Origin of the sequence: Streptomyces umbrinus (assembly GCF_030817415.1) — a bacterium.
Lineage (GTDB): Bacteria > Actinomycetota > Actinomycetes > Streptomycetales > Streptomycetaceae > Streptomyces > Streptomyces umbrinus_A.
The window spans coordinates 11,987,366-12,009,155 of record NZ_JAUSZI010000002.1; the positions used below are offsets into that span (position 1 = coordinate 11,987,366).

23 protein-coding genes and 1 pseudogene are annotated in these 21,790 nt (G+C 69.3%); 9 read left to right on the plus strand and 15 right to left on the minus strand.

Annotated elements, in window-relative coordinates; all coding sequences use genetic code 11:
• Positions 1-273 precede the first annotated feature (273 nt).
• From QF035_RS53560 to QF035_RS53570, 3 genes are all read right to left on the minus strand, one after another.
• Positions 274-750, minus strand: coding sequence for a hypothetical protein (locus QF035_RS53560; RefSeq protein WP_307530343.1), 477 nt, complete (start codon positions 748-750; stop codon positions 274-276).
• A 281-nt stretch (positions 751-1,031) separates the two neighbouring features.
• Positions 1,032-1,409 carry a hypothetical protein gene (locus QF035_RS53565; protein ID WP_307530345.1) on the minus strand — a complete coding sequence of 126 codons (378 nt, stop codon included), beginning with the start codon at positions 1,407-1,409 and terminating at the stop codon, positions 1,032-1,034.
• A 322-nt stretch (positions 1,410-1,731) separates the two neighbouring features.
• Positions 1,732-2,496 carry a hypothetical protein gene (locus QF035_RS53570; RefSeq protein WP_307530347.1) on the minus strand — a complete coding sequence of 255 codons (765 nt, stop codon included), beginning with the start codon at positions 2,494-2,496 and terminating at the stop codon, positions 1,732-1,734.
• A gap of 284 nt (positions 2,497-2,780) precedes the next feature.
• Here QF035_RS53570 and QF035_RS53575 point away from each other — a divergent pair, with 284 nt between their 5' ends.
• The gene (locus QF035_RS53575) at positions 2,781-3,842 is read left to right on the plus strand and encodes a helicase-associated domain-containing protein (RefSeq protein ID WP_307530349.1); all 1,062 of its coding nucleotides are present in this window, start codon (positions 2,781-2,783) and stop codon (positions 3,840-3,842) included.
• Between the two features lie 789 nt (positions 3,843-4,631).
• Positions 4,632-5,171, plus strand: a complete 540-nt coding sequence (locus tag QF035_RS53580) for a GNAT family N-acetyltransferase (RefSeq protein WP_307530351.1) — start codon at positions 4,632-4,634, stop codon at positions 5,169-5,171.
• Here the strand turns inward: QF035_RS53580 and QF035_RS53585 are convergent.
• Genes QF035_RS53585 through QF035_RS53615 form a run of 7 tightly spaced genes read right to left on the minus strand, consistent with a single transcriptional unit; the run spans position 5,160 to position 10,410 of the window.
• Positions 5,160-5,945 carry a PIG-L deacetylase family protein gene (locus QF035_RS53585; RefSeq protein ID WP_307530353.1) on the minus strand — a complete coding sequence of 262 codons (786 nt, stop codon included), beginning with the start codon at positions 5,943-5,945 and terminating at the stop codon, positions 5,160-5,162. The two genes, QF035_RS53580 and QF035_RS53585, sit on opposite strands and share 12 nt — an antisense overlap.
• A gap of 48 nt (positions 5,946-5,993) precedes the next feature.
• A complete protein-coding gene (locus QF035_RS53590) occupies positions 5,994-7,151 on the minus strand; it encodes a bifunctional class I SAM-dependent methyltransferase/NUDIX hydrolase (protein ID WP_307530355.1) in 1,158 nt (385 codons plus the stop codon).
• Between the two features lie 32 nt (positions 7,152-7,183).
• Entirely contained in the window at positions 7,184-7,762 is a 579-nt protein-coding gene (locus tag QF035_RS53595; RefSeq protein ID WP_307530357.1) for a class I SAM-dependent methyltransferase, read from the minus strand.
• Positions 7,759-9,054, minus strand: a complete 1,296-nt coding sequence (locus QF035_RS53600; protein WP_307530359.1) for an MFS transporter — start codon at positions 9,052-9,054, stop codon at positions 7,759-7,761. The genes QF035_RS53595 and QF035_RS53600 overlap by 4 nt, the downstream gene beginning before the upstream one ends.
• A complete protein-coding gene (locus tag QF035_RS53605) occupies positions 9,051-9,260 on the minus strand; it encodes a hypothetical protein (protein WP_307530361.1) in 210 nt (69 codons plus the stop codon). Before QF035_RS53605 ends, QF035_RS53600 begins: the two co-directional genes overlap by 4 nt.
• Positions 9,257-9,520 carry an NUDIX hydrolase gene (locus QF035_RS53610; RefSeq protein WP_307530362.1) on the minus strand — a complete coding sequence of 88 codons (264 nt, stop codon included), beginning with the start codon at positions 9,518-9,520 and terminating at the stop codon, positions 9,257-9,259. The genes QF035_RS53605 and QF035_RS53610 overlap by 4 nt, the downstream gene beginning before the upstream one ends.
• The gene (locus QF035_RS53615) at positions 9,517-10,410 is read right to left on the minus strand and encodes a phosphotransferase (protein ID WP_307530364.1); all 894 of its coding nucleotides are present in this window, start codon (positions 10,408-10,410) and stop codon (positions 9,517-9,519) included. Before QF035_RS53615 ends, QF035_RS53610 begins: the two co-directional genes overlap by 4 nt.
• A 912-nt stretch (positions 10,411-11,322) precedes the next feature.
• On the opposite strand from QF035_RS53615, the gene QF035_RS53620 reads away from it, so the two are divergent.
• Complete coding sequence (locus QF035_RS53620; protein WP_307530365.1) at positions 11,323-11,919, plus strand: NUDIX hydrolase; 597 nt, start codon at positions 11,323-11,325, stop codon at positions 11,917-11,919.
• A gap of 170 nt (positions 11,920-12,089) precedes the next feature.
• Here QF035_RS53620 and QF035_RS53625 read toward each other — a convergent pair.
• From QF035_RS53625 to QF035_RS56350, 3 genes and pseudogenes are all read right to left on the minus strand, one after another.
• Positions 12,090-12,989, minus strand: a pseudogene (locus QF035_RS53625) (IS3 family transposase); the annotation flags it as partial.
• Between the two features lie 14 nt (positions 12,990-13,003).
• The gene (locus QF035_RS53630) at positions 13,004-13,291 is read right to left on the minus strand and encodes a transposase (protein WP_123471932.1); all 288 of its coding nucleotides are present in this window, start codon (positions 13,289-13,291) and stop codon (positions 13,004-13,006) included.
• 106 nt (positions 13,292-13,397) lie between these two features.
• Entirely contained in the window at positions 13,398-14,174 is a 777-nt protein-coding gene (locus QF035_RS56350) for a transposase (protein ID WP_444968445.1), read from the minus strand.
• A 314-nt stretch (positions 14,175-14,488) separates the two neighbouring features.
• Here QF035_RS56350 and QF035_RS53645 point away from each other — a divergent pair, with 314 nt between their 5' ends.
• The 6 genes from QF035_RS53645 to QF035_RS53670 all read left to right on the plus strand — a co-directional run bounded on the left by QF035_RS53645 (position 14,489) and on the right by QF035_RS53670 (position 20,046).
• Complete coding sequence (locus tag QF035_RS53645; protein ID WP_307530367.1) at positions 14,489-15,997, plus strand: FAD-dependent oxidoreductase; 1,509 nt, start codon at positions 14,489-14,491, stop codon at positions 15,995-15,997.
• Positions 15,998-16,012: 15 nt separating this feature from the next.
• Entirely contained in the window at positions 16,013-17,140 is a 1,128-nt protein-coding gene (locus QF035_RS53650; protein WP_307530369.1) for a hypothetical protein, read from the plus strand.
• A 4-nt stretch (positions 17,141-17,144) separates the two neighbouring features.
• On the plus strand, positions 17,145-17,768 hold the full coding sequence (locus QF035_RS53655) for a TetR/AcrR family transcriptional regulator (RefSeq protein WP_151483326.1): 624 nt from the start codon (positions 17,145-17,147) through the stop codon (positions 17,766-17,768).
• Between the two features lie 84 nt (positions 17,769-17,852).
• Positions 17,853-18,167, plus strand: a complete 315-nt coding sequence (locus QF035_RS53660) for a hypothetical protein (RefSeq protein WP_307530372.1) — start codon at positions 17,853-17,855, stop codon at positions 18,165-18,167.
• 66 nt (positions 18,168-18,233) lie between these two features.
• Positions 18,234-19,019 carry an NUDIX domain-containing protein gene (locus QF035_RS53665; protein ID WP_307532011.1) on the plus strand — a complete coding sequence of 262 codons (786 nt, stop codon included), beginning with the start codon at positions 18,234-18,236 and terminating at the stop codon, positions 19,017-19,019.
• Between the two features lie 97 nt (positions 19,020-19,116).
• On the plus strand, positions 19,117-20,046 hold the full coding sequence (locus tag QF035_RS53670; protein ID WP_307530374.1) for an aminoglycoside phosphotransferase family protein: 930 nt from the start codon (positions 19,117-19,119) through the stop codon (positions 20,044-20,046).
• A 47-nt stretch (positions 20,047-20,093) separates the two neighbouring features.
• On the opposite strand, the gene QF035_RS53675 is transcribed toward QF035_RS53670, so the two are convergent.
• The gene (locus tag QF035_RS53675) at positions 20,094-20,588 is read right to left on the minus strand and encodes a GNAT family N-acetyltransferase (RefSeq protein ID WP_307530376.1); all 495 of its coding nucleotides are present in this window, start codon (positions 20,586-20,588) and stop codon (positions 20,094-20,096) included.
• Positions 20,589-21,084: 496 nt separating this feature from the next.
• A complete protein-coding gene (locus QF035_RS53680) occupies positions 21,085-21,378 on the minus strand; it encodes a hypothetical protein (protein ID WP_307530378.1) in 294 nt (97 codons plus the stop codon).
• Between the last annotated feature and the right edge of the window lie 412 nt (positions 21,379-21,790).

Sequence of the window (21,790 nt, forward strand, 5' to 3'; positions counted from 1 at the left end):
TGAGTGACACCCTAGCCGGACTTCTCACCGCTCCTGGGAGGGGACGGTAGGGGGCGGGTGCGTCGTTCTGGTGCCGGATGGCCAGGGGCAGGCCGAGTGCGTACAGGCGGGCGGCGAACTCGTCCTCATCCGCGACACCGCCTGCTGATCACCCACCAGCCGAACCGCCAGGCCAGCACGCCCAGATCTCAATTTCCCCCTTGGTCGTTAGCGATAATGGCCGTACCGATGGTCGAGACCCGGTCCGCGGTTCGGGGGTGCCAACGGCGATCCTCAGACGAAACTGCCGGAGCTGTAACCGCCACGACGGTGGCGCATCTCCGATTCAGTGACCGTGTCGGCGGCCGGACCGTAGTGCCCGAACCACCACTCGGTCAGATCAATGTGCAGGGGCGCGAGCTCGCCTCGGGTCGCCTCGGCGGCGGCATCGTCCCACACCATGTGCCAGACCTTCGGTGGCACCATCAACCGCTTGTAGAGCAGCGGTGCGAGCCAGCGCGCCAGGTCGCCGATGTCGAGCGTCTCACTCCATGCCTCGCCGTGGCCTGGCAGCGTCGTCGTGGGCTCGACGTCGCTGCGCTTCAGGTAGGCGGTTGTGTCCCGCACGAGGATCCGCCAGACCCTGGCTCGGTCGACCGCGTTGATCGCCTGCTGCCGTTGCCGGTCGCGCCGATTGAACTCGTTCCGGATCGTGATCTGCCGGTGGTGCTTCGCCCTCGGCGCCTTGGCGATCTCCGGCTGCACCCGCACGGGCAGGTCGCCGACGGCTTGCTGATATGCCCGCTAGGCCGCGGCCATCCTCCGCTGGAACCGCCGATACCTCCGGGGGTTGGGCCGGACGGTCCCACGGCGCCGGGCGCGTTCAAGCGACCTGGAGAGGCGGGCCTCGGCCCGGTCCTTCGCCCGCAGGAGGTCCTGGAGCTGCTCCCGCCACCTGACCGCCTCGCGTATCGCCTGGGCGTGAACGGCCGTCCGCCGAGCACGCCACGGCCGAGTTCGAGCAGCTGCACCGCCGTCTCCGGGGCATCCGCTCACAACGCGTCAGCGGCCGCGTTGGCGGCGAGACCGTTGAGCTCCGTCAGCGCCCGCTGCTGGTCGCGGGCAAAACGCCGCGGCACCACGAGCGGCAGCAGGCCGACCGCGAACGCGTAGGCGTCCCGGGTCCGGCGCCACTGCCCCGCCTGAGCCTTGGTGTCTGCCCATGCGCGTGCGGCCTTGATCCGAGCCATCGGCTGCAGTGTCTCGATCTCCTCCGCCTCACGGAAGGCGTGCCCTGCCGAGGCGAGGACCCCGGGGTCCAGGCAGAGCTCGTACTGGACGTACAGGGCGCCGCCGTAGTTGATCTGGGCCTCGCCGCGCCCCGACGTGTCGAGAGCACTCGCCCGGACGGCGCTTCCCAGCGCCGTCACGGACCGGCGCAACGCCTCCGGATCGCTGCTGAACCCGTACTCCGACAGGCCAGGCCCGGCCCAGGTTGCCCAGCGCCACTACATGGTCCCGCTCGCCGTACGGCACCGTGTCGGCGTCTTGGCGCGCACCCTGATCGTCAAGGCCATCGAGGCGCTTGGGTGACGGCTCGACGGCGATGAGCCTTCGTCGGCGCCGGTCTCCCTCCGCGTCCTCTCGTCGTCCTTGTCGTACGCGCACATGCGACAGAGTTCGGGGTCAGCCCACTTCGGAGGTGCGCCGTAACGATCGATGGGACCGCCGCACTCTTTACATCGCTGGCCATCAACCTTGGGAGTCATATCCGCGCCGGTGGCGGGCCGCGTGGACTCCAGTCAGGGCGCCCAGCGTGACGAGCGTCGCCACGCCCGCGGCGACGAAGCACGCGTACTGCGGGGCGGTGACCAGGAGGGAGTGTTGTGGCGCCACCAGGCCTTCCGGGTCCTGGTGCACCGTGAAGCGGTCGCCGACCTTGGTGTCCGCGTCGCAGCCCGTATCCCAACCGGTGGGTTCCCGCGAGGTCCCGTCCGGCAGGGCGGCGACCAGTGGGGCGAGTTCCTTCTTCGTGGGCCGAGCCGGTTCCTTGGCCGTGGCGGGGCTGGCCTGGGCCGCGACCCTGAGCAGGTCGGCATCGACGCGTAGGAAGTCCGCGAGCGCGCGCTGTGGGGCGGTGAGCTCGCCGAGGCCGGCCGGGACGGGCGGTTCCGGGGTGGTCTGGTACTCCTCTTCGTCGTCCTCGAGTTCCCAGGCGGTGAGGGCGGAGAGCCAGGCGAGGTAGAGGGGGCGCAGGTCGCCGGTGGCGAGTTCGTCGCGTACGCCGATGAGGGCGGCCAGTGAGTCGTCGGCGCCCTCGATCCAGTCCCCGCCCTCGTGCTCGCTGGTCAGGTCGAGAAGGAGGTGGGTGCGGGTCGTCCAGGCGTCGACGTGGTGGTCGAGGCAGTACGGCTGCGCTGTGCGCGGTGCCAGAGCCTGTTTGGGCAGGCGGAGCATGAGCCGGTGGGTGCCCCAGTTGGTGACGTACAGGTGGGCGTCGAAGTACCGCTCGACCATGCGGCGCGGATTGCCGCTCAGGTCACCCCAGTTGTAGGTGTTGGTGAAGGTGGTCGCGGTGATCCGTGCCCGGGTGGAGATGGCCCGTAGCTGGTCCCGTTCTTCGCGGCTGAGCGGCCGGTCGAGGGCCTGGAACCGTAGTACTGGTACTCGCTCACACGGCGAATCCTATCGCCGCTGCGGGTGGGCTCGGATGGGGAGCGGGCGAGGCGGTCAGGGCCTTCGCCTGGCCGCTGCTGCTTCAAGCCGGCGGTCTCTCGGAACTGCCCAGCGGCCGACTGGAGTTGACCGCGCGGGGCCGCAAGGCGCTGGCCGGGCCCGCCCACGAGACGATCCGGCACCTGTGGCGGCGCTGGCTGAGCCACGGGGTGCTGGACGAGTTCAGCCGCATCGAGGCGGTCAAGGGGCAGCGTGCGGCGAGCGTCCTCAGCGCGACCGGTCCGCGCCGCAGGGCGGTGGGCGCGGCGCTCGCCGAGTGCTGTCCGCCCGGGGAATGGGTGACGGTGGACGAGCTGTTCAAGGCGATGCGTACCGCAGGCCATGACCCATACCTGGTCCGCTCCGAGCGGGCGCTGTGGAAGCTGTACCTGGAGGACGCGCAGTACGGCAGCCTTGGCTACGACGGACACCACGACTGGCCTGTGCTGCAGGGCCGTTACACCCTGTGCGTGCTGTTCGAGTACGCGGCCACCCTCGGTCTCGTCGACGTCCAGTACATCGACCCGGACAGCGTCAGGGACGACTTCCGCCACATGCGGGGCGCCGACTGGGTGGAGCGGCTCAGCCGGTACGACGGGCTGCTCGCCATCCGGTTGAACCCGCTCGGGGCGTACGCGACGGGGCGCACCGACGACTACCGGCCGGGCCCGGTACCCGCCGTCGGGGCGTGGAGCCCGGTCAGGGTTCTGCCGAACTTCGACGTTGTGGCACTCGACGGCCTGGCCCCCGCCGAGGCGCTGCTGCTCGACGCGTTCGCCACCCGGTCCGCCGACCGTGTCTGGACGCTGTCCACTGCCTCCGTGCTGAAGGCCCTCCACGCAGGCCGCGGCCTGGACGAGCTGCGCCGCTTCCTCGCCGAGAGCGTCACAAGAGAGGAACTGCCGCAGACCGTCACGGCTTTGCTGGCCGACGCCGCCTCCCGCACCGAGAAGGTACGGGATCTGGGTACGTGCCACCTGCTGGAGTGCGTGGACGAGGCACAGGCCGTGATGATCGCGAAGGACCGCGGGGCGGGTGCACTGTGCTCCCGGATCGGTCAGAAACACCTCATGGTGGCCCCCGGAGACCTGTCGGCCTTCCGCACCGCGCTGCTGAAACTCGGTTGCGTACTGCCCGCCCGGACCTGAGCGGGAGGATCACGCCCAGGGCGCGGTCCGTGGGGCATGGGCACGTGCTCGAAGTGCGGTGAGGGCGGCGGCTCGGCCCGTAGGGGTGAGGGAGACGGCGGAGCGACGGCGATCGCGTTATGCCAGGAAACCGATCGCCTCGCCGGGACGCAGCCACTGCCACAGGAAGTGGCGGGTGTCCTCGGGCCGTGGGGGTGCTGCCGTCGGCGAGGGTGAACGTCGCGGCGGCCAGGGTGTGCACGCCATCGGTGAGGTCGTCGAGCGTGAGCTCCCCGCCCAGCAGGGCCGCTGTGGCGGCTTCGGCGAGCTCGGCTCGGACACCGTCGCCGAACCACGCGCGGGCCGCGGTGGCCTGCAGCAGAGCCGGGTCGGCGAGGTGCTGCCGACCACGGGCGGTCAGGGCGAGCTTGCGGTGCCGCTTGGCGAGCAGCCGCGTCGCGCGGGCCAGTTCGTGCAGTTCGGCGGTGGGGGAGGTCGACGTCGTACTCGGTGCGCGGCACCATGCCGGGCAGATGCCAGTCATAGCGCTCGGCGGCCTCGACGACCAAGGCGCGTGGCAGGTAGCCAGCCTGAGTCAGTGTCACCCCGTCGCCTACCGACTCCAGCAGCCAGCGCAGGGGTGCGTGTCCGGTGCCTAGGAGAAAGCGACCGCGTGCGTGTCCGTCCTGCGTGAACGGGGCTGGCCCGGAGACGAGGCCCTCGCAGAACAACTCGACACGGTGACTGGCGGTGCCGTCTTCGTGTTGCGGCCACGACCGGTCGACCTGGAGGAACTCTCCGGTCTGCTCGATGGCGACCCGACCTGGGGCGGTGGCCTCCGTGCCCACCGCCTCCGACGCCCCGGCCGCGATACGCCTGACGCCTTCCGTGACCGCTGCGCCCTACGACCACCCGGACGCCCGCCGCCTCTCCCAGGCCCTCCGCGCCGAACAGCTCGGCCTGTACGGCTTCGCCGATGGCCCGGACACCACCCCCGAGGCGGACTTCGACCCGCCCGGGCTGTTCCTCATCGCCCACGCCGGCGAAGAGGCGGTTGGGCGCGGAGGAGTACGCCTCCTCGGCGAGCACACTGCGGAGATCAAACGGATGTACGTCTCCGGTGACGCCCGCGGCCACGGAATCGGCCGGTACCTCCTCGAACACCTCGAACGGCACGCCGCCAGCCGAGGAGCAACGCGCATCATGCTGGAGACCGGACGGCGCAATACCGCCGCCCTCGCTCTCTACCACCGGGCCGGTTACCTGCCCTGCCCCTCCTATGTCGCCGGACGCGACGCCCGAGTCAACCGGGCCATGACCAAGCCCCTCGGCAGCAGTTCACCGCGATAGCCGGAGGACCGCCCCGTCCGGCGCCGGCCTCCTGCCAAGGAGGGTGAAGCACTCCGTCGCGATGATCGACTCCCGCTCCGCTGCGGGAAGCCGGGAGAGGATTCCAGGAAGGGGCCGCTCCCGCGCCGCTTCACTGCGGTGCGCCAAGATCGCGGCCAGCTTCTGGTCCAAGCAGTCGCTCACGTCGACCGCCTCGGTGACGTGCTCGTCCGGCACGCTGAGCACCTTCTTGCCGACCCGCGTCAACAGCACACCCAGTTCGCCCAACCCCGAATCCGGGTGCGTCGCGGCGTACAACGCATCGGGCTGCCACGGAGCCCCGGCCTGCGGGTAGAGGTGTTCCAGGCCCGCGGCGTGGAACGCCAACAAGGTCCCGTGGTGGGTGCGGAGGTGGTCCGGATGGCCGGTCAGCTGGCCGTAGGCGTCGTGGGTGACGACGACCTGTGGCCGTACGGCACGGATGTGTTCGACGATCAGCCCCGCCACCTCCTCCAACGGGGCGTCGCAGAGCCGGGGCCGGTCGGGCGCAGAGTCGGGGATGCGGGCATCGGCGAATCCCAGCATTCGCGGCCTGCCCGCTCCCAGGATGTCCAGGGCGTCGGCGAGTTCACCGGCCCGGTGGCTGTCGGGCGCCCAGGTAGCGGTGACCACGGCGGTCGCGGCGCCCGCGGCGGCGTGCTGCGCGAGGACGCCGCCGGCCAGGAGGGACTCGTCGTCCGGATGACCGAAAACGCCCAGCAGGGAAGGCCGGGACGCGGAAGAGGCCGGAGGCACGGGTAACCCTTTCTGTCGAACGCGGTAGCGGGTGTGGTCGGTGCCGGCCTACCGGCCGGGGGAGGCGTACGGCTGGAAGTGGGCGGGCGGGTGATCGAGGGGGAGGGCGGGGTTCCAGGCGGTCAGGCACTGGGCGCTGGGCACGAACAGCGGATGGGGCAACGCGGCAAGGGGCCAGAACCGCCAGGACCCGATGGCCTCCTCGCGTTGCTGGGGAATGCCGGACCAGCGGGTGATCAGGACGGCCACCGTCAGCCGTACGACGTCACCCACCCGGTCCAGGAGCGTGCCCAGCACCTCCACGTCGTCGGGCTCGGCCACGAGGCCGGATTCCTCGCGGAGCTCGCGGACGGCGGCCTCGGCGAAGGTCTCGCCCGGTTCGACGGTCCCGCCGGCGAGCTCCCAGGTACGGCGCCGGTGTCGGCCGAGCAGGATGCCGTCCGGGCCGTACACGATCACACCGACCTCGAGCGCGGTGTTCGGCGGGGGAGGTGCGTTGGTGCGGGGACGGCTGGGCACGCGTTCCGGACGGCGCGCCGTGTACAGCCGGTAGGAGACCGCGTTGTCCGTCGTCGGGGAGTCGATCGCTGTGACCGATTCCAGGGTGAGGCCGTGCTGGACCAGGAGGTCCTCCCACAGCTGCACGCTGAGGACCCACATGTTCACGGGGTGGTCCTGGGTTGTGCTGGGCAGGCGCAGGATCTCGGGGCGGGGGGTCACCTCGTTCGAGGGCCCGGCGCCGTCGGAGTTGGTGTGCAGCGCGGAGAAGACCAGGCGGCCGCCCGGTTTGAGGCCGTTGGCCAGGGCGGGCAGCAGACGGTTGGGGTCCAGGTACGGCACGGAGCAGACGGAGTAGATCAGGTCGTACGGGTCGGCAGCGTGCAGGTGGTCCACCGCGTCGACGCACACCAGGTGCAGGCCGGGGTGGTCCGGGTAGCGGGTGAGGGCGCGCTGGTGCTGGGCGGGTGAGGCGTCGACAGCGGTGACCTTGGCGCCATGGGCGGCCAGGTTCGCGGCGTGCCGGCCGAGGCCGCTGCCGAGGTCGAGGACGCGTAGTCCCGCCACCTCACCGAGGGCGTTGATGCCGGGGCCGGTCTCCGGGATTCCCCAGTCCCACCGGTCCAGTTCGGGCAGCTGAAGTCCTCTGGTGAGCTGGTGGGCGCCGTAGGTGTTCCAGATTTCGAGGGTGTCCTTCTCGGTGGTCACCGAGTCCTCCATCGGTAAGGGGTGAGTGGGGGTCAGGGGTGCAGGGCGTAGCAGCGGAGCACGTCGAGGTCGGCGCTCTGGACGGCGGACCACCCGGAGGTGAGGGTTTCGGTCTCGGCGGGGCTGATCCCGAGACCTTGGAGGGGGTCGGTGTCCTCGCGGCGTCCGGCGATCTCGGTGACCACCCAGAACGTCCCGCCGGGGACAAGGAGGTGGCGGACGCGGTTGAGGAAGGCCGCCTTGTCGTCCATCCATCGGAAGACCAGGCGGCAGGTGATGACCGCGTACGCGGACTCCGGCAGTGCCGTGAGGTCGCTGGTGGTGATGTCTGCGCACCGCCACGCCGGACCGGGGGCTGGGCCTTCGTCGTGGGCGGCGGCGAGTGCGACGGCGCTGGGGGAGATGTCGATGCCGGTGGTGCGGTATCCGAGCTCATGGTGAAGGCGGCGGGCCAGGGCGCCGTCGCCGCTGCCGATGTCGAGGGCCGGACGTCCGCGGCCGGAGCCGAGGTATTCGTCCATCAGCCGGTTCTCGGAGCCGTCGAGCTGCCGGTAGCGACGACCGCCTGCCCAGAGCGGTTCCCAGTACGCGGCGGTCGCGGTCGTCGTCATGATGCTCCTTCACGAGCAGGCGGCACAGCGGTGCGCGCGGGCGGGACGGGCATGTCCCGTAGGGCGCGGACAAGGGAGACGAGCAGAAGGATCACGGGGACGACCTGGAGGACCGCTCCGACGGTGAGGGTGCCGCGGACGCCGAGGAAGAGGACCAGGGCGCCGGCGGCCGCGGCGGCGAGGGGCCGCGCTCCGGCGGTCACCGTGGTGCTCGCGGCCTGCATGCGGCCCTGGAAGCGGGGCTCGCACAGGATCTGCCTGAGGGACCTCTGGCTCGTCCCGGAGGCTGTGGCCCAGAACAGCTGAACGGCCAGCGTCCCGGCGAGCGCGATCTGCCAACGGAGTCCGGGTCCGGCGAGCAGGAGGGGGATCTGGGCCAGCGGACTGACCGCGAACCCGATGATGATCGTCGGTCCGATGCCGATCCGGGAGGCGATGCGCGGGGCGAGGAGCGCCCCGGCCAGGCTGCCCGCGCCGCCGACACCCATGATCACGCCGAACGCCGTCGGGGATACGTGCAGGTCGGCGAGGAGGTAGTACGCCCAGTACGTGTTCATGACCGCCAGCCCGAAACTGAGCGTGGACAGGGCCGCGATCACCGTGCGGATCGTGGGCTGCCCGACCACGTAGCGCAGGCCCTCACCGATGTCCCGCGCGAGGGTCCGGCGGCCCTCGGTCGGCATGGCGACCGGCTCGGGGGTGCGGATGCGCCACACGAGCAGGGCGGAGAGGAGGTAGGAGAGGACGTCGGCGAGGACGGAGCGGGCGGCGCCGACGGCGCCGACCAGCGCGGCGCCCGCGTTGCTGCCCGCGCTGTCCGCCACCGACGAGGCCGCGCCGAGCCTCGAGTTCGCGCGCTGCAGCAGGTGAGGTTCGACGAGGACGGGCAGGTAGCTGATGGCGGCCGCGTCGTGCACGATCTTGGTGATGCCCAGCACGACGGCGACCGCGTACAGCTGGCCGATGCCGAGCACCCCGGCGAAGGCGGCGGCCGGGATGGTCGCGAGGCCCGCGGCAGCGGTGAGGTCCGCGGCGATCATCTGGGGGCGCTTGGCGTACCGGTCCGAGAGCGCGCCGGCCGGGAGCGCCACAACGGCGTTCGGCAGTTGGCCAAGGAAGGCGAGCGCGGCGATCTGGGTGGTGGAGGCGTGGAGTTCCAGCACGGCCAGGGTGGGGAGGGCGACGGTGCTGACCGCCGATCCGGACAGGCTCGCGCACTCGCTGACGACCAAGCGGCGCAGATCCGGGGAGGTGACCGTCGCGGCCTTGGCCGTCTGGGTGGAGGTCGTCACCCGGCCTCACCGCCCAGCAGTTCCGGGGCGATCACGTTGGCGTAGAGCCGGCCGGTGGCGAAGTGGGTGAGGACCGCGTGGGTGAAGGGGTGGCAGTCGGGCGGCGGAGCGGCCGGGTCGACCCACACCAGCTCGGTGTGCGTGCCCGGCTCGCGGTTGTACGGGGTGCCCTCCCACTCCCGCACCGTGAAGGCGGCACCGATCACCCGCTCACCGTCCGCCGCGTGGAAGTGGAGCAGCTGGCAGAACCGCAAGCGGTCTGGGCCGATGTGATGCCGACTTCCTCGGACAGCTCGCGCGCCGCGCCCTCGTCGAGGAACTCGCCGTCCTCGAGCTTGCCGCCGATCACGGTGACCTGGTTCGGACAGGTCCCGGACGTGGCGTTGTGCCGCACCGCCAGGATCCGCCCGTCGTCACGCTGGAGCAGGACGATGGCGTTCGCCGGGCTCAAGTGCTTGTCACTCACGCGGCCTGCACTTCCAGCCGGGCCAGCGTGGCCTGCCCGCGGGCGGCGATCTCATCGTCCCCGTGGAGGGCTCCCCACGAGATGGCGCTGGCGGCGTCCAGCACAGACAGACAGCGCAGGGCCCACTGCTCCTGGGCGGTGAGCCCGCGGCCGTACCCGTCGACGAACGCCTCCTGAAGGTCGGGGCAGCCGACCCAGGATCCGCAGGCGAGGGGGACGAGGTCGGCAACCGCAGCGTGCGGACGGGCACGCTCCAGATCCACCGCCCCGAAAACCCGGGCCGCGGGGCCGGCATCGAGCAGCCAGTTGTGTTCCCGGAAGTCACCATGGATGTATCCGGCGGGCAGCGGCCCGAGCCGGCCGAGCGCGGCGGCATGCCACCGTACGGTCCGGCGCGCTTTCGAGTCGATCAGGCCCCTGGCCCGGCCCAGGTGCTTCTCTCCGCCGGCGGCGGCCCGGGCGACCTCGGCGGCGGCATCGGCACGGTCCTGGGGCGACAGCTCGCAGGCACCGCCGTGGAAGCTCCGCAGCCAGCGGCCGGCCTGCCAGTGCAGAGTGCGCTGCTCGGAGGGGGTGAGGGAGAGCGCCTTCACCATGCGGCCGGACACCGGGGAGAGCAACAGGGCCAGCTGGAGGGGGTCGGCCGCCAGCAGCAGGGGCGCCGTGCCCAGCTCCATGCCCGGCGCTACTTCCCGCAGGGCGCGGGTGTCGCGGGCGAATGCCTGCGGACTCGGAGCCACCTTCGCGAAGACAGCACCGGAGGCACAACTCAACCTCCAGACGAGGGAGTTGCCGCGGTCGTGGGAGACGTCGCGGGGCAAGTGCACCGGGCCGACGACGCTCTGGGCCCACCCCAGCAGGGCGGGCGGAATCGGCTTTGCGACGCTCATGCCCCCCACCTCGGTTCCGGGCGTGACGGATCCGCGGCGAACGGACGGACGGCGTCAACACCGTGCACGAGGTAGGCCCGAGGGGACAGGGGGAGCCGGACCCGCTGTTCGACAGCAGGAGGAACAGCGGTGGGGGCGGGGACGGGATTCATGAGTTCCTCCTGGGAAGGGTGAGCGGCTTGGCGACACGACAACTCGGCTGCTGGAAAGGGCGTTACGGGCAAGAGCAGGCGACGTGTCGGTCAAAAGTTCGAGAATGCGGGGCGCCCCTTGCGGGGACTGGGTGATGGAACAGTGATCCGCTGTTCGATCACTCGCTCAGAGGGTCGTCACCTGATCGAGCGATTGCTGTGTCGGCCGCGAACGGGGCGGCCGCAGCAGTGCGCCGGTGGCGACCTCCTGCACGCGGGCGCCAAGAACTCTTCGGTGCCGCGATGGTCGTCAACAGGGTCCTCCGGATCTGCGGGGCCGAGCTCGGGGGATGGGGCTGCCGTCCCGGACGGCAGTGAAAGGTGGGTGGGGGCGCGGGAGGAACCCTCGGGTACGGCACTGACAATCGGCGGAGTCCGGGGCTGTGATCCGGACAATCCGAGAGGCCGTTCGACGGCGGGCGGACTGTGGCCCTGCGGCCCGATGACCTGGGAAGAAGTCAGAAGAAAGGATTCTCGAACCAGGTTGCTGCACCGCGAAGTTAAGCGCTGGCCAAGATGGCTTGAAGTGCCCGAGCCGGGTGCCGATCAGGGCGCCGACCGGGATGGCGGACCCCTGAATCGGCACGTCGACGGCTAGCATCAGCACCTTCGAGAACGGACGCTGACGTGGGCGATGTCGGTGCTATCCGTGCTCATGGGCCCGACGCGCCTTCAGGCCGTCGCACGGCCGGCCGCGTCGGGGAGTTGACGAAGGAGCAGCATGGGCATTCCGGCGTCGCACATTCAGGATGTTGTGGCGGCCTACCTGTGTCGGCATCCCGAGGAGCAGGAGCTTCTCCGGCCGCTGCTCGTCCGCATCGACGCTGGCCATGACCTCACTCGGCGCACCGAGTTCGGCGGTCACGTGACGACCTCGGGTGTCGTGGTCAACGACGCGGACGAGGTGCTGCTGGTCCACCACCGCGCCTCGGGGCGACGCATCCAACCCGGCGGTCATTGCGAGCCGTCCGACAGCACATTGTCTGACGCCGTGCGGCGTGAGATCGCCGAGGAGACAGGCGTCACTGAGCTGGAGCCGTGCTGCGGCGGCGACCCGATCCAGATCGATGTCCACACGATCGAGGCCCGTCCCGCCAAGGGCGAGCCGGCGCATAGACACTTCGACATCCGCTTCCTTTTCCGGACCCGGGGAACGGTCGAGGTGACCCTGCAGGCCGAGGAGGTGGCGGGGGCGGAGTGGTGCGGTCCCTCCCAGCTCGGCGACCCGGTCTTGCGGGCCCGCGTCCTCACCGCTCTGGGACGGCCGCAGCCAGATCGCCCAACCGACGACGACCCGTACGGCACCTTGGTGGTGTGACCAGGATCGGTAGTTGACACTAGGCCACGTTCGCAACCTGTGCTGATGCCAACTAGCTTCAGCAACCGGGGGCCCGGAATCAGAGAGATAGTTGGCACTTTGGTACAGCGCAGGTCACAAGGGGTGCCGCCGCACTTTGAAGTTCCCCCCGCGAACTGGACAGCGGGTGTTTACGCTGCCGGGGCGAGGTTCTGCCTGAGCAGGGATCTCGTTTCGAGCGGGGTGACGTACCCGTAGTCGGGGTGCCGACGGAGTCGGCTGCGGTTGTACTCGACCTCGATGTAGCGGAAAACGTCGGCCCGGGCCGCCTCGCGGGTCTCCCACACGGTCGTCCCGATCTCCGCTTTCAGGATGGCGAACCAGCTTTCCGCGGCGGCGTTATCGTAACAAGAGCCGACGCGTCCCATCGACTGCCTCATGCGCAACTTGCCTATTTCGGTGCGGAATTCGTCACTCGTGTATTCACTGCCGCGATCCGTGTGCATGATGCAGCGGTACTCCAGGCCGCCACGCCCGGCCGCCATCCGCAGGGCAGCGACCGGCAGCTCGGCGCGGTGGTGGTCGGCCATCGCCCAGCCGACCACCTCCCGCGTCGCGAGATCGATGCAGGTCGCCAGATACAACTTGCCTTCCAGCGTGACAAGTTCGGTCATGTCTCCGACCAAGCGCATCCCGGGCCGGGGTGCGGTGAAGTCCCGGCCGATCAGGTCGAGCGCGAACACCGCCCGCTTCGCCTGCCGGGTCAGGCCCCGACGCCGGCGGCGGGTGATCCCGGCGATCCGGTGTTTGCGCATCAGCCGCTCGACCTTCTTGGAGTTCACCGCCCGCCCGGCCCGCCGCAGGGCGGCGTGGACACGCGGGGCCCCGTAGGCACCGCGAGATCCGGCATGCAGCACCCGGATCTCGCCCACCAGCACCTCCTCGGCCCGCTCCCGCACCGCCCGGGCCGGCCCTGCCGCCCTGTGCGCGTAGTAGGTGGAACGGGACACCCCCAGCACACGGCACAGAAACGCAACGCTGTGACCTGCGAGATTCCCCTCCGATGCCTTCTCCGCATCGATGAGGTGACACCGTGCCGCGGTGCCTACCTCATCTTGTCCTGAGCGAAGAAGGCGGTCGCTTTTCCCAGAACCTCGATCGTGGCCTCCTGCTCGCGGACCTTCCGCCGCAGCCGGACCAGCTCCTCACGCTCCGCAGTGGTCAAAGCCCCGGCGGGCCCCTCACCGCGGTCGATCTTCGCCTGCTTCACCCACCCGCGCAGCCCTTCCGGACTCACGCCCAGATCCCTCGCCACCTCGGTGACCGTCTTCTCCGAGGACAACGCCAAGGCGACCGCGTCCCGCTTGAACTCGGCCGTGTACCGCTTACTCATGTTGCTCTTCTGGCTCACTACCTGTGACTGCTTCCTCCGGGACCATCCGTCCCAGTATCAAGCTGTCCGACCGGCAGGGGGAACCTCACTTGGGCATCCAATCCAACTAGCCCCCTCGGCTGCGACGAGCGCGGCACGCTCCAACTCCTGGTCCATGCCGCAACCATCGGTCGCCGTCGGTGAAGGCGACATTGGCCAGCGGGCCGCGCCGTAACAGCGACCAGATGCCCTCAACCGGGTTCAAGTCCGGTGCATAAGAAGGCAGTTGCACGATGGTAAGCCCGTCATGCTCGACCGCGTACTCGCGCATCCCGGCGGCCCGGTGGGTGGTGAGATTGCCCCAGACGAGGACGATGGGGGCCTTGAGCTGTATGTGAGCACGCACGACCAGGTCGCGGTAGTCGCTCCAAGCGAAGCTGTTGCGCCCCTTGCCCCGGCACTTGCGGTGCCGGCGGAGCCGGTAGATCAGGCGCGACACAGACTGCCAGGACCAGTCATGGCGGTGCAGCAACCGCCACACCGCCGCCATCGAGCAGTCGACCTGGAACTTCCAGGCGATCACCGCTCTGATCCGCGCCACGGTACACCGCTGGTCTTCCCAGCCGTGCTCGGCCGGCCCGAGCGCCAACTCCTTCTCTAGTTCGGCGAACTGGCCATCCGACAGCTTCGGCAGTTTCGGCGGCCCCGCGGAGGCCAGGGCATCCATCCCGCCCTGCCGCCAGGCCCGCCGCCAGCGCTCCGCCGACCGGTCACTGACCCGCAGATCCTTCGCGATCACCGCGTTCTTCTCGCCGCGAGCGAACCGCTCACCCGCCTCATACCGGATCCGCTCCCGAAACCGCCGCCGCTCCGTGGTCAGCCCGCCACCTTGCGCATGCCGCATACCACCGGCCCTACCGCAGGGATCACCACGCGTCACCCGACAACACCCCGAAGAGATCAGTAAGTGCAACTTCAGGTTGAAACACGCTCGATGAGAACTGACACCGGTCATGGGCATTGACCGGAAGCGGAGCGGCGGGACTCCCTACACCAAAGGCCACGTGGGCGTCCCAGCCGGCCGTTGCCCCGGCTGGACCGTGGGAGGTCACTCCGCCGGACCCGACGTCTCGCGGGAAGGGTGGCATGTTCAGACCGTACCTGTTACCTTCCCCTCCGCTCATACATTCAGTCATGACATGTATGAATGGAGGCAGCATGCGGGGAAAGACGGCCGTGGTGCTCGGCGGCAGCGTGGCGGGGCTGTGCGCCGCGGGAGTGCTCGCGAGGCATTTCGACGAGGTGATCGTCCTGGAGCGGGACCGGCTCCCGCCGGACGCGCAGCATCGGCGGGGCGTGCCGCAGAGCAAGCACCCGCACTTCCTCCTCAACTCCGGGCGTCGCGCGATTGGCGAGATCTTTCCTGGCTTCGAGGAGGCGCTGATCGCCGCGGGCGGGATGTGCCTGATGCCGTCGATGGACGCGGCGTACTGCGAGCACGCCGGCTGGGCCCCGCGCAAGGCTGGGTCGATGACGATGGTCTACAGCTCCCGCGTGCTCATCGAGCGGGTCCTGCGCGACAAGGTCCGCGAGCTCCCGGCCATCGAGATCCGCGAGGGCGTGACCGTCACCGGACTTCGTTCCACCGGGGGCGGCACCGCGCGCGGGCGCGTCGAGGGAGTCGAGTACCGCGCGGGCGACGACTCGGGCCGCCTGTCCGCCGACCTGGTCGTCGACGCGCTGGGGCGCGGCTCCTCCGTCGCCGACTGGCTGAGCGCGGCGGGATGGCCGGCGCCGCCGGAGAAGACCCTTGACGCCAAGGTCACCTACACGTCGCGGTGGTACGACCTGCCGCCCGCCGACCGGCGTCCACCGGCGTGGTGGTGGAAGCACCTGGTCGTCACTCCGACGCAGGACACCGGCGACCATCCCGAGGAACACGAGTTCCTCAGCAACTTCTTCCCGATCGAGGGTGACCGCGCCATCGTGTGCATGGGGGCGTGGGGCATCCGGATGCCGCGCGAGGTCGACACCTTCGAGGCCGCGGTGGACCGCGTGCGGGCCAGGTCCTTCGGGCAGGCGACGCGTGCCTGCACTCCGACCTCCGGGGTGCACCTCACTCGCTCGACCGGCAACAAGTGGCGCCGCTTCGACCTGCTCGACCAGCCCCCGCTCGGGCTGATCTGCGTCGGTGACTCGATCTGCGCGTTCAACCCGTTCTACGCCCAGGGGATGAGCTCGGCGGCCCGCTCCGCGCTCATCCTCGCCGAGATGTTGCACGGCCACGACGTCCTCGACCTCGCCTTCTTCCGCGAGTTCCTCGCCCGGCAGAAGAAGTCACTCGACGTGCCCTGGATGCTCGCGATGGCCCGTGACCAGGCATATGACTTCGCGACCGGGAGTGAGGTCGTCGCTCCCTGGCGCCGCAAGCTGGCCGCGCGCCTCAGCTGGCCGGTCTTCAACGCCATCAACGCCACGAGCCGCGAGGACGCCTACGTCGAGCGGACGTTCGCCCAGGTCTTCAACCTCGACATGTCACTGAGGGAGATGACCACCGATGTGCGGTTCTGGTTCGGCATCGCGCGCTACAAGGTGCGTCAGCGGCTCGGACGCACGGTCGTGCCCGGCGGGTTCGACGACCAGCAGGATCCGCCCGGCACCGACTTCACCGGCCAGACCCGCGCCGGCAGCTCGCCGTACGCCGAGACCGACCTCGTCAATGACTGACCCGAGGAGCAGGGAATGAGCTTTTCATGCGACTCAGCGGCCGAGCGCCTCGCTGGAAGGCTCGGGTTCTCCTGCCATGAGGCCGATCCCATCGTGGACTTCCGCAACCCGTTCGGTCTCGAGAACGACACCATGCCGTTCCTCGAGCTGCTCATCATCGGCGGTGCGGTGTTCGCCCTCGTCCATGCGTGGCGGCGGTGGCGGCGCGACGGCGACCCGGTCAACATCTCTCTGTGGTTCGCCTCGCTCGTCTACCTGGCGGTGATCGAGCCGCCGCTCTACTTCCCGGGCTGGTTCGGCCTGGAGGAGCACGTCGGGTTCATTTTCTCCCACAACGTGTTCACCGTGCAGTTTATGTACGACCGGCTGCCGCTCTACATCGTGGCCTTCTATCCGGCGCTGTCGCAGCTCGCCTACGAGGTGGTCCGCGTTCTCGGTGTCTTCGCGCGACGTGGACTCCTTCTCGGTTCGCTGGCGGTCGCGTTCGTCTGCCAGGCGTTCTACGAGATCTTCGATCAGCTCGGACCTCAGCTGAAGTGGTGGGCCTGGAACCCCGGCAACGAGATGATCAATGAGCCGGCGCTCGCCTCGGTTCCGATGAACAGCATGTTCCTGTTCGCCTCGGTGTCCTTCGGCGCGATGACCTATCTCGTCGTCCGGCTGGTCGGCGCGAAGGACGGCCGAGGCACGCTCACCGGCGGGCAGATCAGCCTGCGCACCGTGGCCGCCGGCGCCCTGACACCGCTCGCGATGACGGTCGCCGGCGTGCCCAGCAACGTCTTCCGCGGTGGGGACCAGCTTGGGATTCAGCAGGCCATCCTCGGTGCCGAGCTCGCCCTGGTCTGGATCGTCGGCCTCTCCCTTCTCGCGGACGCCTGGCGCGCGCGGCGAACAGATCGGGCTCCGGTGGCGTCGCCGCTGTTCGCGCGGATCTATCCGGCGCTGTACCTCGGCGTCCACATCGTCCTCTGGTTGGTCGCATTGCCGGCCTACTTCGCGGCGGCCAATGGCATCACCGAGCAGGGCACGCCGATCGGCAGCCTGTGGTACACCGTGCTGTGCACCGCAGCCGCAACCGGGCTCATCGTGGCCGTACTGCGCGCGACCATGTCCCGACGGACCGCAGAGCCTGTGCGATCCTAAGCCCATGGGGCATCACGGCTGGGGAGGCCGGCCTCCCGCATCGGACGCGGAGGCCCGGCAGCGCATCATCGACGCGACCGCCCGCTGCATCGACAGGCACGGCGTCACAAAGACGACCCTGTCCGACGTCGCCGGCGAGCTCGGCGTCACCCGCCAGACCGTCTACCGCCACTTCGGCCGTATCAGCGACATCATCGGCGAGGTGGCGGCCCAGGGCGCCGAGTCGTTCGTCGACCTGATGATCGCGCACCTGCAAGGGATCACCGACCCGGCCGAAGCCGTGGTCGAAGGCATGGTCTTCTGCGTACGGACCATCCCCACCGAGCCACGCCTGAGCCTTCTGCTGCAACTCGGAGACACCACCGCCTTCGGTCGCGGCGCCACCACCAGGGAAACCATCGCCTACGGCGCCAAGATGCTGCAGCGCTTCCCCGTCGACTGGGCCGCCGCCGGCATCGACGAGGACGACCTCAACGGCCTCGCCGAGATCATCATGCGACTCCTGACGTCGCTGCTGCAGCACCCCAGCGAGCCACCGCAGGACGAAACCCGGCTCCGCACCTTCCTCAACCGCTGGCTGGCCCCGGCGCTGTCCCGGACATCAGCATCCGCGCACCCACGTTCTTGAACCCTCACCCGGTGACGTAAGAGGCAGGAACGCCGGGCCAAGACCTGCGCAGAGGCCCTGACGGCGGTTGAGGAGTACCTGGAGATGCCGTACCGCATACGGCGCCGGCCGGAGTCCTCGCCCGCCATACGACAACAACTCACCGACGAGGTCAGCGGTCTGCTGGCACGCATGGCTTTCCACCAGGCATGGCTCCATATCGAAGCCACGACGGTCGCGGGCCCCTACGCAACCCTCGTGGCCACGGCCCGCGCGGAAGCCAGCGCACAGATGAGCCTCGCTTGGCGGCAGTCACCGATCACCACCGACACCGGCATGAACCTCGGAATCCCGTACCCCCGGGACCGATCGAACGCGGCCCGGGCCACGTGCATCGAGGTGATGCGCCGTCACCTCTGAGAACGCCCGTGAGCTTGGTGCCAACTATCCCTCTTCTGTGCCAACTAAAAATCCTCGTCACAGGTGGTGATCACGAACGAGGCCGGCGAGGTCCTCATGCATTTGAGAGACATGAAGGAAGGAATTTGGGCGCCTGGTACCTGGACGCCCATGGGCGGCGGCGCCGAGCCGCAGGACGCCGACCCGCACGCCACCGGCGAACGCGAACTGTATGAGGAAGTCGGCCTCCACGGCATCGAACTGACCCGCATGTTCTCCGTCGACTCCGACGGCTACCCCGTCCACGTCTTCCACGGCCGGTGGGACGGCGACCCGGCCTCCCTTGTCCTCACCGAAGGCACCGCGCTCGCCTTCATCGACCCCACAGACATGCGGGGTCTGCCGATGAGCCCGCTCGCCCAGTACGCGGCCCTCAGCGGACTGTCCGCCGACCTCGAGGAGCAGGCCAGGGCGGACGGAATCCGCGACCTGGTCGCCGCCGGCATCATCGTCCACGACGGAGCCTTCCTCGTTGTACGGCGCAACCCGGACGACTACCTCGGAGGCACGTGGGAGATCCCCGCCGGACAGCGAGAGAAGAACGAGTCCGTTCTGGACAGCCTCCTCCGCGCAGTCGTCGACGAGACCGGCCTGGCCGTCCGGTCGGTCGACCGGTACGTGGGCCACGTCGACTACACCAACGCACGCGGCGGCACCAGCCGGCAGTACATCTTCACGATCACCCCTGAGAAGCCCGGTCCGATCGCCCTGACCGAGCACGACCGCCACCAGTGGGTCCGCGGGACCGACGATCTGCCTTCCACCACCTCGGAACTGAGGGCGTTCCTGGACTCACGCGAGCCACTGTCGTGAGGCGCCCTGCACCGGCCACCTCGCGCGTGAGCACGCGCCAGCTCCCGGACGGCACGGGCCTGCGTCCCGCAGTGGCCACTCGCAGGGGACGAACCGGTTGATCTGCCCACCCGAGGAGTTCGTACGGAGCACCATCGCCCGTGAAGGCGAGCGCGGCGCGGAATGGCTCGCCGAACTGCCCGCCATCGTCAATAAGCTGCTCGCGCGCTGGGACTGCGAGCCGGACGGCGAAGTGATGCACGGGGGCGTCGGCATCGTCGTCCCCGCGCTCCGCAAGGCGAGCGAGCCCGCCGTACTGAAAGTGTCCTTCCCTCATCCAGGGAACCAGTACGAGCCGGACGCATTCGCCTCGTGGGGCGGCCGCGGAGCCGTCCTACTGCACGAACGCGACGACGAGCAGTTCGCGATGCTGCTGGAGCGGGCCCACACGACCACCTTGGCCCGGACCGGAACAGGCGACGAAGTGGCGACGATCGCCGGACAGATCAGCCGCCGCCTCGCCATCCCCGCACCCCCGAACTTTCCCCGGCTGCAGGACCAGGCCAACACCTGGGAGAAGCAACTCCGCCAGCACACGGCAGAGATGCCCCACGCGCTGGCACCGAAGATCGTGGACGCCGCGCTCGCGACCATCCGCGACCTGGCGCAGGACCAGCCGGACATCCTCCTCCACGGCGACCTCAACCCCCGCAACATCCTGTCGGCTGTACGCGAGCCCTGGCTGGCTGTAGATCCGAAAGGCTGGGCCGGCGATCCCGGCTACGACTGCGGCACGCTGATCAAGTCCCGCTCTGTGGTGCTCGTCGAGGAAGGCGACCTGCGCAGGTCGACCCGCCGCACCCTCGACGTCTTCACCGAGGCCGCCGGACTCGACCGTGAACGCGCGCGGCGCTGGGCACAGCTCAACGCGGTCCAGGCCGCGTTCTGGGGCCGCCGCCGCGGCTACCGACGCGCCCGAAAGGGAGCAGAACTGGAGCGCCTCATCGCCTTGGTCGACGAGCTGGCGGCCGTCCTCACGGAGGGCTGAGGTTCCTGACGAAGCGGCGGCCGCGGCATCCTGGATCTCGAAACGGGTCAGAGAGCCCTGCGCAGCGCACGGTTGATCTCTGGGTCGCGGCCCTCCCGGTACGACGGGATGGACGAGTAGCCGTGCCGGGCATACAGCGCGAGGGCCGCACCGTTGAGAGCGCCGGTCTCGAGCTGCATGTAGTCGAGGCCCTGATCGCGGGCGTCGGCCTCCAGGCGCTGGAGGATCTGGCGGCCGAGGGCGCGGCCGCGAGCCTCCGGCCGAACGTACATCCGCTTGATCTCCCCGGCGCCCGGGCACAGGAGATGCCACCCACCGCAGCCCAACGGCTCGCCGTCTGAATCGCGGGCCAGGAGAAACAGTCCACGTGGTGGCACGAACTCGCCAGGCGGCGTATCGGACGGGTCGTCGGCATACCCGTAGAGGGCGACCTGTGATGACCGGAAGTTCCGAAGCAGTTGCTGCACGGCAGGGGAACCGTAGAGTGCTGGGGCGATGGACCAGGCGGAGGACAGCCCGGGGTTCCCGGGGCGCGACGTCATGCCACCGATCCTGCCCCGTACGCAGACAGGGGCCGATCTGTGCACGAACCGAAGGACTGCGAGGAGGCCACGGTGAGCGGCTGCCGTTCCCGTGGCAGTCTGAGTGACGACACACGGCGGTGGCCCGCCGCGACGTGGCCGAGGATGTCCAGGCTCGTCGCCTGGCGAAGATGCCGCTCTGCGTCAGCCTTCCCGCTCTGGAATGGTCGGTCGTGGGGCAGGGGCATTGCATGAACGAGGTTCGTCGGGTTCATCCTTGACTGCGCGTCATGTCGGTATTTGTGGGTCGCTGCCCAGGAACGGGGGTGCAGGCACGGTGCCGGTGATCATGTGATTGTCGAAGCCCGGCACGGTCCGGCCCTTGCTTCTTGACAGCCCGCACAACACGGCAGAGGTGGCGGCGAGACCGGAAATCCTGGTCTCGCCGCCGCTTTATCGCGAGAGCCCGTTCCTGTCCCTCCCATGGGTAGGACTTGCGAGCCCGGTCAGGGACGCGTCAGTTGTTGCAGAACCAACCGTTTTGGACCCAGCCGCGGCGGTTGACGTCGCCCCAAGCGAAGCCGTAAACCCACTCGCCGCCGAACTCATACTGGCCGGCGTTCTCGACCGTGAAGGTCTGTGGGTGGTGCAGGTAAGCGAACGCACCACTTCCCGGCGAGCCCCTGACACCGAGGTCCTGAGCGCAGACCGTCAGTCGTTTACCGATGCTGTTGCCGTTTGCCCACATATAGGGACCGCCAGCGTAAGCGGGCGGAGAGACGCTGAGGATCAACGCCGCTACTGAAGCCATGACAGCGCCGACAATTCCTCCTCGGCGAGTAAGGCGTCGGAGGCGCTGAACGTCGTGTGGTGAAGACTGTGATGCCGAATCTCGCGGTGAAGATAGCGATGATGACTGCACTGTTGGTGTGGTCAATGTCGACCCTTTCAGGTTCCCGTTGTTATTAGCTGTGTGCTCAAGCACAGACTCGGACATGTTGCCGCCCTTGTAGTCCATGCCTGAGATGAGCCATCCCCGCATGGTGCGGGCCAGTTGCGGGCAACGCTAACGGAGTATCGGCAAGTACTTCCATAGATTGCGGACGAAAATATGAGGAAACGATAAAGCGTGCACCATTTCGAATTAGAAACTGTTCTCCGAACCTCCGTCACGGCCTCGAGCGCAGGACTGGCTCCCTCAACGCCGACGGATCATCTCGCCG